Raw genomic sequence first — 12739 nt, 5'->3', positions numbered from 1 at the left:
ACACATCACTTATTTCCGAAATAAAAGAACCCCTCTCCGAGATTGTCGCTACGAATGGCGTTTTCTCTCAAAGAGGGGTATTTGTGTACGTTTTGAAAACTACTACGAATGATTGCAGCTACGAAAAATATGCAAGCTTTGTATTAAGCAATTCCACCTTTTATTAGCAGTCAAAGTATAGGCTGTACTCTTGCGGATGAATACGAATCGCGACTGACTTCGCTTCACCACGCTTGAAGTTAATGTAGTTATTTATGAAGTCTTTGGAGAATACGCCACCATCGAGCAAGAACTCGTGATCAGCTTCAAGTGCCGCAAGCGCTTCTTCCATTGTACCTGGTACGCTGCGAATCTCATGCTTCTCCGCATCAGACAATTCGTAAATGTTTTTATCAAATGGACCATAGCCAAGTGCACGCGGGTCCAACTTGCGCTTAATTCCATCCAAGCCAGCCATCAACATAGCTGCGAATGCCAAGTATGGGTTAGCTGTAGAGTCAGGCGTACGGAACTCGATGCGACAGCCTTTTGGCGTTACCGCTGCAACTGGAATACGGATCGCAGCAGAACGGTTACCTTTGGAGAATACCAAGTTAACTGGCGCTTCATATCCAGGAACAAGACGCTTAAAGGAGTTCGTCGATGGATTCGTGATTGCAAGTAATGCTGGTGCATGATGCAAAATACCGCCGATATAGTGCAATGCCATTTCGCTCAGGTTTGCATAGCCGCCTTTTTCATAGAACAACGGTGTATCACCATCGAAGATCGATTGGTGAACGTGCATACCGCTACCGTTATCACCGAACAACGGCTTAGGCATAAATGTTGCTACTTTGCCGAATTGACGAGCAGTATTGTGAACGATGTATTTGTATGTCAACAAGTTATCAGCTGTTTTTCTTAATGTATCGAAGCGGAAGTTAATCTCGCCTTGACCTGCTGTTGCCACCTCATGGTGATGACGCTCAACACGAAGGCCAGCATCTTGCAGCAAGCGGCAAATTTCACTGCGCAAATCTTGTTGTGTATCAACTGGAGCTACAGGCACGTAACCGCCTTTTGTAGGAATTTTGAAGCCAAGGTTACCGCCCTCTTCCTTACGGTTCGTGTTCCATGCAGCTTCTTCGGAATCAACAAAGAACGAAGAGCTGTTCATAGAAGTCTCGTAGCGCACATCATCGAAAATAAAGAACTCGGACTCAGGAGCGAAGTAAGCTGCAGTACCAACACCAGCTGTTTGTAAAAATTGCTCTGCTTTCTCAGCAATACTGCGCGGATCACGATCGTAACGCTCGCCATCTGGCGTATGAATGTTACACATAATGATTAGTGTGGCATGAGAAGTAAATGGATCAACATAACAGCTATTTGTATCAGGCATCATAACCATATCGGATTCCTCGATACCGCGGAAGCCTGGAATAGAAGAACCATCAAAAGCAACACCATTTACGAACGTTTCAGCTTCTACTTCTGTTGCAGGCAAGCTAATATGGTGTGCACGACCACTTAAGTCTACAAAACGGAAATCTACAAACTCAATAGCTTTTTCCTTCATTAATTCCAATACACGGTTGACTGACATCTTAATTCCTCCCCAATTCCGAACATTAATAAGTTATTTGCATCTGATTGTTCACTTCGTTTTTTGATATTGAAGTTATTATAGAACCTCAGAATATCGTCCGTCAATACTCATGTCAGGTATTTTTTTATTTTGTGTGAGGTTTCCTAACACCCTTATTCAGGAAGTATTTAACCGTCGTACAATTTCACCTTGTAAACAGCTTCGATTTCCTTCATTCCACATCCTTACTAAACAAAAAAACGACCCATTTACAGGTCGTTTTTAGTCATTCTTTAGTTATTAAATTCCGTATCATACACCGAGTACCAAACGATTATCACACAAACCGTTCATTCTACGCGAAGTAAGCAGCTTCTTGCTTCTGTGTATTAAATGTAGTTCCACACAATGGAGCAAGCTGCTCCAACTCACGAAGCAAGCGAGCAAACTGATCCGGGAACAACGATTGAACACCGTCACCCGTCATCGAGTTATCAGGATCTGTGTGCATTTCGATAATAAGACCGTCTGCTCCAGCTGCCACAGACGCCTTCGTCATAGGTTCCACCAACTCGCGACGACCAGTACCATGGCTCGGATCAGAGATAATTGGTAAATGAGTCAGCTGTTTCATGACAGGAATGGCAGCTAGGTCCAATGTATTACGAGTATAAGATTCGAATGTACGAATACCACGCTCGCACAGCATAACGTTCGGATTTCCACCCGCCAAGATGTATTCCGCCGCATTCAGCCACTCATCGTAAGTTGCACTGAAACCTCTCTTCAATAGTACAGCGCGATTGCATTCGCCAAGCTTGCGCAGCAAATCGAAGTTCTGCATATTGCGCGTTCCGACTTGCAAAATATCAGCATATTGCGCGCAAACATCTACATATTCGGGTGACATAACTTCAGTAATAGTAAGCAAACCATGTTTCTTGCCCGCTTCCGCCATCATCTCCAACCCTTCCACACCAATGCCTTGGAAGCTGTATGGACCTGTGCGTGGTTTAAATGCACCCCCGCGAAGCACTTGACCACCCGCAGCCTTTACGAGACGAGCAATCTCATCAATCTGTTCTGGAGACTCAACCGCGCATGGGCCGCCCATTACGACAAGCTCCCCGCCTCCGATGCGCACATCGCCAATTTCAATAACTGTGTCTGCTGGATGGAAGTCTCTGCTTGCCATCTTGTATGACTTTGTAATCTTCACGACTTGCTCTACACCTTTCATCTGACGCAATTGTTCTGCTGTCTTCGGATCTACTCCACCTACGAGTCCGATCACGGTTTGCTCTGTGCCTCGCGACAAATGAGCTTGCAGTCCTTTGCCTTCAATAAATGTGATAATCTCTTCTATTCGTTCATCTGAAGTACGATTGGATACAACAACGATCATGGGGTTCACCTTCGATTCTACGTTATTTTCTTCCATACTTAAACGCTTGTTCGCGTCTACGCTTTTATCCGTTAAAGATAGTCTATCTTGATATTCCATTTTCGTCAAGGGTAAAACCACCAATTCACATTGTTGTCAAATTATTATCCAAATATAAAATAACCGCCTTAGAATAAATTCTAAGACGATTATCGTACGGTCTTTCTATTTTTCAGTTCGTTGTTTCAACTGCTTTTTCAACTATTTATTAATGGACTTCGTACGCACGGGCGGAAGAAGCTTCTGCATATTTACCGTACGCTCAAGCGGCCATGTAGATTCATCATCTTTGTCGTACTGCTCTAAATAAGCCACGACTTCTTTCGTAATCGGAGTTGGAGTGGACGCACCGGACGTTACTCCTACGACCTCTACCCCTTCCAGCCATTCACGCTCAAACTCAGACAAGTCCGAAATCCGATATGCACGCGTACCCGCAATTTCTTCGGACACCTGCGCAAGACGATTAGAGTTATTGCTGCGTGGATCGCCCACAACGATTACAAGATCACATTCTGATGCCTGATCAGCTACAGCCTGCTGACGAACTTGTGTTGCCATGCAAATTTCATTATGAATTTCCGCATGCGGATAGCGCTGTATAAGCTTATTCATAATATGCTTAATATCCCATTGGCTCATCGTCGTCTGATTCGTAATAATGATGCGTTCGGCTTTGATCGTCAGTTGATCAATTTCTTCTTCTTTCTCGATAAGATGAACGTGATCAGGAGCAACACCGATAGCGCCTTCTGGCTCAGGATGCCCTTTCTTCCCGATATAAATGACTTCATAACCCTGTTCCGTCATTTCCTGAATCAAAGTATGCGTACGGGTTACATCCGGACAAGTAGCATCTACTGTCGTCAACCCTTTCTCACGCGCTCTGCGGCGTACTTCAGGGGATACACCATGCGCAGTGAAAATAATCGTCCCGGACTCAACTTGGTCTAGAATGTCCAAGCGATTCTCGCCATCCAACGTAATAATACCAGCATCTTCGAATGCATTTGTAACATGGCTATTATGAACGATCATACCGAGTATATATATAGGACGGGGTAAATCCAAATTACGAGCTGTCTGCTGAGCGATAACCATCGCATCTACAACGCCATAACAATATCCCCGCGGTGTAATCTTATGAACTTTCATTTTCTTCACCAGCTTTCTATGTGAATCTCCTCTCAAAGGAGCCTTTCACTCCATTATAGCGGAAATACGCCCTAATGTCCTTCATCGCTTTCTACGTTGCCCACTTCCGTCGGTTCCTTGATCCATTCATCAGGAATATGAACAAGCGGCAGCCAAACAATAAATGTAGTACCTTCTCCAGGCTGCGTCATAACCTCAACAGAGCCACCATGCTCATCAATAATCCATTTGGCAATCGATAAACCTAGCCCCGTTCCCGATGTAATGCCACGAGATACATCAGCACGATAGAAACGCTCAAAAATATGTGGCACTTCATGCTCATCCATGCCGATACCACTGTCCTTGATACGCAAGCCCAATTGATCGTCCTGAACAACTGCTATCAATTCCACACTACCGGAAGGCGTGTATTTAAAGGCATTCTCAATAAAAATGAATAGCATTTGCTGCAAATAGTCTTTATTGCCACGAACAAACTTATTAGACAACTCTTCGTTTTCTTCAAAAATCCAGTCCGATGTTCTTGGCAGGAATTGAGCCCTACGTACGACTTCTTCGATGAGCCCCTTCACTTCAACGACTTCTTTCTCCACCTTGTAACCTGCATCCGCACGTGCTAGAGAGAGCATATCGTTTACAAGATTACTCATGCGCCGCGCTTCATCCCCAATGTCGCGCAATGCTTCCTCAGACATTTGCTCACGTTCATCTTTCGACAATAGCAATTCATTCGTATTTTTCGTTGACCGCATTTTCTCTAACAAATCTACATTGCCTCGAATCGTAGTAAGCGGCGTTCTTAGCTCATGCGATGCATCCGATACGAACCTACGCTGCGCACGATAAGCATCATCCAGTTCATTATAAAAGGTCTCCATTCGACCTAACATGCTATTAATCGTTTCTGTTAGCTGGCCAATCTCGTCTTCCGGAGGACCTTCACGTGGAATACGGACGCTTAGATCCGCCCCCTTCTGTACACGATTCGTCGCCCGAATGATATTTTCGATGGGACGCAATGACTTCTGCGCTAAGAACAACCCAAGTGAGAATGCTATAACGACTGTCACCATCGACGCAAAAATAAGAATCGTACGAAGTAGCTTGAAGAAGGCAGCATGATCGCCGGTATAGGCCCCTACTTGAATAAGCGCAACGACTTCCCCATTCATGTCAATCGGCTTTTGATATACGTAGAACTCATTTCCACTTACATTTAACCGTTTAAATCCCTCTACTACATCTTTCGGCGAAGCAGGGAATGGAAACTTCATTCGCAAATCTTGAAGATTTTCAGAGAACCCATATTCATTACTTGTATAATTATAAATTTGAATGTACAGCTCTTCAAAAGAATTACTCGAGCCAAGCGATTGGGTAAGTCCGATATACATCTTTCCGTTCAGGTCTACTTTCGTTTCAACTCTTATTTGACTCATTTGATGCTTAAGCCTGTTTTTGATATCACTGTACATGTTATAGTCAACAAAAGCATATATCGAAATGCCGAACACAAACAACGTAAATGCCAACAATGCAGAATACCATACTGTAAGCCTAAGGCGAATCGACATTCACTAGTCTCCTCTCAATACGTAACCAGTACCGCGAATCGTTTGAATGAGGCGCTTATCGCCATGCTCTTCCGTCTTTTGACGCAGCATCGCAATATACACCTCAAGCACATTTGATTCTCCGCTATAATCATATCCCCAAATTTTTTCCATAATGACATCTCTCGGAAGTACTCGCTTCGGATTCTGCATAAATAGATGCAGCAGTTCGAACTCTTTTGCAGTCAGTTCTACTGGCTTGCCATCCCGCTTCACTTCACGAGTATGTAGATCCAGCAAGAGATCTTCGAACGTCAAGCGATGTCCTCCGCCTTCTTGCTCTGGACGACGACGCAGTAGCGCACGCACACGAGCCAGCAGTTCTTCCAACGCAAACGGCTTCACGAGATAATCATCTGCTCCCGTATCCAAGCCTTTCACTCGATCCTGCACTTCATCTTTCGCTGTTAGCATCAGGACAGGGACACTGATCTCCGCCTCACGTAACCGTCGACACACTTCCCAGCCATCGACTTCCGGCATCATTACATCAAGAATTACAAGGTCAGGCTCTCGAATAATCACTTGTCGCAAGCCCTCCGCACCGTTTGGTGCTGTCTGCACCTCATAACCATCGAACACAAGACCACGTCTCAACATCGACGTTATTTTTTCATCATCATCTACAATTAAAATATAAGGCCTCATATGAAATATTCTCCCTTTCATCCTTAACGTTTATGAATAGCTCCAACGTTGAGTTAACTGACTCATACGTATTATATCTACGTCTTGCTCTACACCATAGGTCAGACTTACATTGTACCATGACGTATGGACAAGCGAAAAGAAAGCGAAGGATACGCTTCATATCACCTCGCTTTCTTCTCTCCATATATCCTTATAACTAACGTTTTCGATTTAAGGCTGAGGCTGTTCTTGTGTCGCCTGTTGGAATTTGTTCTTATCGCCAATCTTCACGTCCACATTTGTTTTCTTGCCTTTACGAACAACTTCAAGTTTAACCGTATCGCCTACTTTTTTTGTTAGAATCTGTTCACTTAATTCTTCCCTCGTCGCTATCTCCTTACCGTCAATAGCTGTAATGACGTCATAAGCACGCAATTCTGCATCATAAGCCGGCGAGCCGTACACAACTGTATACACTAATGCACCAGGAGTATTTTCGATACCGATGTTTTTCGCATATTCTTCCGTCATCGTAATCAAGTTCGTTCCGATAAATGGAACCGGCTCTTTTGGAATTTCTTTATTCTGTTTCAAAGGCTCTACAACATTCAAGATGACATTAGCAGGAATGGCGAAGCCGATACCTTGCGCTTCTTTACTTACCGCTACGTTCATCCCAATAACTTCACCCTTCATATTCAAGAGCGGACCGCCAGAGTTACCTGGGTTAATGGATGCATCCGTTTGAAGCAAATGTTCATAGGTGCGCGGCTGACCGTTATCATTCACGGTAATCGAACGTTCTCGAGCACTCAATACGCCCGTTGTCACCGTGTGATCGAATCCAGACGGGTTACCAATTGCAACCAACTGCTCTCCTACTTCCGTTGTATCGGAGTTACCAAGCTTGATTGTCGGGAAGTCAGCGTCTCCTTCAATTTTCAATACAGCCAAGTCAAGATCACGGCTCTTGCCAAGTACTTGAGCTGTAAACGGCTTTGTATAGCCTTCTATATTAACTCGTACCATTTCAGCACCATCGATTACGTGATGGTTTGTTAAAATAAAGCCATCTTTTTCAAAAATAAAGCCTGTACCAAGACCTAACGGCTGAAGAGATTTTTCGGATGGCGTGTCACTGTGCTGGCTCTCAGGATTGCCTCCGAAAAACTGTCGGAAGAATGGATCATCCATCCATGAATTTCTCCCCCCCGTACTACTAGGTGAGCCGAATGTTTCAATTTTCACTACCGCTGGACTTGCCATCTTTACAACATCAGATACATTCGCTGTTCCCTCTGGGAAAGGTGCAGGACGCTTGTCTACTACTTGCTGAGCTGCTTCTGTTCGTTCAGTTACACCTGACAGAATCGCACCGTCACCTGTGAACCAGTTGTAATAATCAGATGCTCCCATTAGACCACCGATTGCAATGACCCCTGCCATAAAGGACGCAACCACCGTACGGAATGAGGTACGACGACGTTCCGGCTTCTGCTGGAACTGCCATTGCTGATTAGCGCGTTCACCGTCTTTGAAGTTGCCACCTCCATTTGAGGAAGATCCTCCTGCAAACGTAGGTCCATTATGCGTTGCACTCGAGAATGGCATCGGTTTAATTGCTTGAGGTGGGGTAACTGGCACATCACTCGAATTACCGTATGAATCACGTGATACTGTCGAGTCTTGCTCACTTCGCGATGATTGGTATGGCCCGTAAGCATAATAGTAAGGTTGCTTATTATCCTGTTCCTTAGAAGCTGCTTGTTCATGACCTGCATGATTTGCCTCAGATTGAGGTCCTGTATAAGAATCCTTGTCGGGATGAGAAAAAGAATTACGTTGATCGCTCATGTGATCTCCTCCATTACTGTTAGTGTTACTGTGTCGTTTCCATGTTCCCTTTATCATTGGGAAGCTCAATACCTTATGTAGTTATAATGGACTAGTAACCTTAAGCACACCTTAAAAAAATTATAAAACAAAATAAAACCGATATTAGCATTCTTTTTTTAAATATTTACATAACAATAGCCCATTCGACGGCATGCGAATAGGCGAATAACTACGATATGTACAACATAGATATAAACATTTTCAACATATAAAAACGTATAAGCAGAGCGTTATTATGTAAAATTAAATATTAACTTTTACTATGCCCATCCTTTGCGATGCGCAAACACAGCTAACTGCGTTCGATCCTGCAGCTCACATTTCATTAATAGATTCGAAACATGTGTTTTTACCGTCTTTATACTAATATGCAGTTCATCTGCAATATCTTTGTTTGTTTTCCCATCTGCAATAAGCAGGAGCACTTCCTTTTCTCTCTCAGTCAATCCATCACGCTCCGGCTCTGCAGCCCGCTTACGCAGACCACGAGTCAGCGCCTGAGATACTTCTCCGCTCATTACAGGCATGCCTCGATAAGCACCGCGAATCGCATAACATAGCTCTTCAGCAGATATGGTCTTTAATACGTAGCTAACCGCACCCGCTTGAATCGCAGATACTACTTGTTCATCCTCCATAAAGCTCGTTAACATAACAATTCGGAGCTGCGGATAACGAGCGATCAATCTACTCGTCGTTTCCACTCCATCCATATCAGGCATCATCAAGTCCATTAATACAACGTCAGGGAGATTGTCTTCCATCGCTTCGAGCTTATGCAATGCATCCTGCCCTCCACTCGCCTCTCCCAGCACATCAATCTCCGGATCAAGCATCAAGTATGTCTTTAAACCTAGTCGAACCATTTCATGATCATCTACAAGAAAGACTTTCATCTTGTTCATCCTGATTCATCCCCTCAGCTTCAAACAGTGGAATATATACCCGAATTGTCGTGCCGGCACCTGGTTGGCTAATCAACTCCATATGGCCGCCAAGCTTATCAGCACGTTCCTGCATTGTTGTTAAGCCATAACTTCCAGCATAAGAAGTCCTATTATTGCGATCGAACCCTACACCATCATCCGCAATCGACAATAACATGCGATTCGCAGACTCCTGCATACTAAGTGTAACCTGATCAGCTTTGGCATGCTTAACAATGTTCGCCATTGCTTCTTGAATCATCAAGAAGCATTGATGCTCCTTCGCTTCAGACAGGTCATTTTCAACATGGATATCAATCTTGCCCTGTAAGCCGTTCTGGCGGCAATAGTCAGGAAACCAAATCCCTAGCGCTTCTTGCAAGGAACGCCCATCCAACTCAATCGGACGGAGCTGCGCAATTAAGGCTCGCATTTGGCGTTGGGCATTGTGCGACATTTCAATTAATTGTGCTACAACAAGCTTAGCGCGCTCTTCATCTAGGTCCATTACTTTAGGCAATGAAGAGGAAGACATATGAATCGCAAACAACTGTTGGCTGACCGAGTCATGAAGATCACGCGCCAAACGCTTTCTTTCTTCTTGCACGATCTGTTCGTTGTAGATTTCTCGTTCAATGACTTGCTGTTCGGTCAGCTTTTGCAGCAGCTTTAATTTTTGTTCCGTTGTTTGCATCATACTATTGAAGTGCTCGTATAACGAATCAAACGATGTATGTTCATTTTCTTGAATTCGAACCGACCAATTCCCCTTGGCAACCTGCATCATACTTTCATTAAGCGTATCGAGCTTGCGTTGGATTCTTAATCCCGTGATGTAGCCTGTTATTAATGAGACGATAAGAACCGTCATGATACCAAACAGCCACTGGACCCATCCCGTATACCACCCATCACCAAAGCTAAAAGCAAGCCATAAGCTAGCAACGATAATACTTCCTGAAATGATAAATGAACATAACAGCTCCCATTTCAGATTATTGGCACGCCACAAGCGTATATATCCCATGCTTTAGCCCACCCTTATCACTTTTACATCACCAATAAAGCTATTTACTTCAATAAGCACTTTTTTGCTGGATTCGTGAAAAAATGGTGTTTTGGCTTCGAGATCGCGCATAAAGCCGGAGTACTTCTGATCGAACACTTTCATATCTCCCAAGAATGAATGTGAAGATACAAACACACCTAACTCTATATCGTTGGGCACATACACTTTCACATCACCGATGAAGCTGCTTACATTTATACTCGTTTTTCCATAAGGTACTTGCGCCTTCGTCAGATCGATAATCGTATCCCCAATAAAGTTCGCTAAACTAGATGGACGCAGCTCCCAGTAATCATGGCCTAAATGAATATCCCCGATAAAGCATGATTTTTCAATTTCGTCTTTTTTCTTTTTCAATTTCTTAGCAGAATGCTTTAGTTTCTTCTTATATGTTTTGTAATCATAATCGCCTTGGCCACTGTAATCATCATCGTCGTAATCGTAATCATCATCTTCATCACCCAAATCAAAATCAAGATCTAAATCGTCATCATATTTATTCTTTTTACTAAAAGACGTATAATGCGGTGGCGTAGGGGGCTTGGGATGCTTTGGTATGTTAATCTTAACGTGCTTTACTCCTCCATGCTCTTTATTTCCTTCTACATCATTAGAAATTGGATTCTGCTCAGCGTTTAAGTTTTTGACATAATCGGCAAATGGATCTTCGTATTCAGGCTTCTTCCATTCTGTAGATTTCGTAGACGGATTCCATTCTGGCTCTTTATGTTTGGATGTTTTAAATTTACCCTTAACACCAAAGAGAACAATAAGCCCTACCGCTATAATAATCAGGGGAAACGCTCTTCGAATGGCTTCACCGAGCGACATGTGGATAATTCCTAAATTCGATAGTAAAAAGAAACCGCCAATACCTAGAACAATCAAACCTGCCCAAGTACCGCTCACGAGCATGCTGACTCCAACAAACAATAAAATAAGCGGCCAAAATATAGATACGAGATCTCCGATATTAAAATGCAAGAAACCCCATTGCTGCAGCATAAACAGTACGCCAACAGTAACAAGCATTGACCCGCCAATCCAGCGTCCTTTGTTGCCTGACATCTTTATCCCTCATTTCTTATTGCAGCCCATTCACTGCAAATGAACTTGTTCGATATTTGTATTGTATAGCAGTTCCAATACTTGTAACAGATCCGAGAGGTTGAACTTTATCTCGGTCTAGAGACTGAGATGATTATCGCCGCATTCACATTTATTTGATTAAGCACGAAAAAGAAGGCAATCTGCTGTGACCAGCATGATTGCCTTCTTCTGCCGCTTTTAACGGTTTCACGCGATGTTACTGTTGTGCTTTTTGGGATTGGCCTTTCGCTGCTTTACCAGCAGCACCAGCTGTACCTGCCACACCAGCACCTGCTTCTGCTGCAAACTCAGCATCAAAGTTGTTCTGTTGTTGTTGTTGATTTTGAGAAGAAGATGCACCAAACTTGTTCTTTTGGTTATGGTTGCTCATCGCATTTCACCTCCTGCGGCTCGAATCTTCATCCCTGATGAAGATTGCAAAGTATATGAAGGAAACATCTCGTTTCCACATCACATATTATGCGATCAGCAATCCCGCATTATGCGCTACGCAATCGACTGACATGAATTACATATTCAACTTTGTTAATCGTTTATTTTTCATAACAGCTGTATTTAATTCATCAATCATATGCTCTGTTACCTTTCCATTTCCTTTACGAATCACTTGAACCTCTACGTTCTTCTTACCCCATTGCTTATATACCTGTTTGGTTGTGTCGAAGTAAAGATCAATATGGGGGCCCTTAATTTTACCGCCTATATCCGCCACAATGCCATATCCATACCCAGGTATATACAAGATGGAGCCTAACGGGAATATACCTAGGTCAGCGGCTATCGTTGATACATAGCCACGGCGCACCTTTACGCCAGAATAGGTTATACCATACGATGGATGACCTGGCAGCTTACCCGTAGATTCAATCCCAGCCGTATAGCCAGTCGCCGTTACGGTCATCGCACTGAGTACTTGCTCTTGCTGTGGGGCGAGCAGTTTATCTGCAAAAACAACTGCAGCAGTCGTTGCCGTCTTGCTGCTCTGTTTATTACTCATTTCTTTCTTATCTACGCCTTCAGATGCAACTACTTTTGCACCCGCATCAGGTTTAGATGTAAATGACTGAATTCGCATTTGTATCGTGCCTAGACGATGTTCCGCCATCGACTTGATGAACTGCGTATTCCAGCTCCAATCGCTATATGCCCCTATTGGCATCGTCCCCAGTTGAGCTTCTACTTGTCCTTCCCAACTAAATGTTATAGCTAACATGATCGTCGCCATTACTGCGACCCAGCATAACCATTTCTTCATCTTCACGCTGCTGTCACTCCGTCTTGTTGATATAGATTAAAGAATCGAAACTATTGTAAGATCCAGCA

General features: G+C 43.6%; 11 protein-coding genes. All 11 read right to left on the bottom strand.

The window, feature by feature from the left end:
- Positions 1–163 precede the first annotated feature (163 nt).
- The 11 genes from glnA to FPZ44_RS03155 all read right to left on the bottom strand — a co-directional run bounded on the left by glnA (position 164) and on the right by FPZ44_RS03155 (position 12671).
- Positions 164–1588: a type I glutamate--ammonia ligase gene (gene glnA, locus FPZ44_RS03205; RefSeq protein WP_144987332.1), complete on the bottom strand. Its 1425-nt coding sequence runs from the start codon at positions 1586–1588 to the stop codon at positions 164–166.
- A 337-nt stretch (positions 1589–1925) separates the two neighbouring features.
- On the bottom strand, positions 1926–2975 hold the full coding sequence (aroF, locus tag FPZ44_RS03200; protein WP_144991657.1) for a 3-deoxy-7-phosphoheptulonate synthase: 1050 nt from the start codon (positions 2973–2975) through the stop codon (positions 1926–1928).
- A 240-nt stretch (positions 2976–3215) separates the two neighbouring features.
- Entirely contained in the window at positions 3216–4169 is a 954-nt protein-coding gene (locus tag FPZ44_RS03195) for a 4-hydroxy-3-methylbut-2-enyl diphosphate reductase (RefSeq protein WP_144987330.1), read from the bottom strand.
- A 71-nt stretch (positions 4170–4240) separates the two neighbouring features.
- Positions 4241–5746 (bottom strand): sensor histidine kinase, encoded by a 1506-nt coding sequence (locus tag FPZ44_RS03190; protein ID WP_144987328.1) that lies wholly within the window; start codon positions 5744–5746, stop codon positions 4241–4243.
- 3 nt (positions 5747–5749) lie between these two features.
- Complete coding sequence (locus FPZ44_RS03185; RefSeq protein ID WP_028593010.1) at positions 5750–6433, bottom strand: response regulator transcription factor; 684 nt, start codon at positions 6431–6433, stop codon at positions 5750–5752.
- A 213-nt stretch (positions 6434–6646) separates the two neighbouring features.
- Positions 6647–8269: a S1C family serine protease gene (locus FPZ44_RS03180; protein ID WP_144987326.1), complete on the bottom strand. Its 1623-nt coding sequence runs from the start codon at positions 8267–8269 to the stop codon at positions 6647–6649.
- Positions 8270–8571: 302 nt separating this feature from the next.
- Positions 8572–9216: a response regulator gene (locus tag FPZ44_RS03175; protein ID WP_144987324.1), complete on the bottom strand. Its 645-nt coding sequence runs from the start codon at positions 9214–9216 to the stop codon at positions 8572–8574.
- A complete protein-coding gene (locus FPZ44_RS03170) occupies positions 9185–10264 on the bottom strand; it encodes a HAMP domain-containing sensor histidine kinase (RefSeq protein WP_144987322.1) in 1080 nt (359 codons plus the stop codon). The genes FPZ44_RS03175 and FPZ44_RS03170 overlap by 32 nt, the downstream gene beginning before the upstream one ends.
- Positions 10265–10267: 3 nt before the next feature.
- Complete coding sequence (gene liaF / locus FPZ44_RS03165) at positions 10268–11374, bottom strand: cell wall-active antibiotics response protein LiaF (protein ID WP_144987320.1); 1107 nt, start codon at positions 11372–11374, stop codon at positions 10268–10270.
- A 238-nt stretch (positions 11375–11612) separates the two neighbouring features.
- The gene (locus FPZ44_RS03160) at positions 11613–11786 is read right to left on the bottom strand and encodes a gamma-type small acid-soluble spore protein (RefSeq protein ID WP_144987317.1); all 174 of its coding nucleotides are present in this window, start codon (positions 11784–11786) and stop codon (positions 11613–11615) included.
- A gap of 138 nt (positions 11787–11924) precedes the next feature.
- Positions 11925–12671 (bottom strand): 3D domain-containing protein, encoded by a 747-nt coding sequence (locus FPZ44_RS03155; protein WP_261378187.1) that lies wholly within the window; start codon positions 12669–12671, stop codon positions 11925–11927.
- Positions 12672–12739 lie beyond the last annotated feature (68 nt).

The organism is Paenibacillus agilis (assembly GCF_007786455.1).
In the GTDB taxonomy this organism is placed as follows: domain Bacteria; phylum Bacillota; class Bacilli; order Paenibacillales; family Paenibacillaceae; genus Paenibacillus_B; species Paenibacillus_B agilis.
Note: the sequence above shows the minus strand (reverse complement) of the source record. Positions and strands in the feature narration are given on the sequence as shown.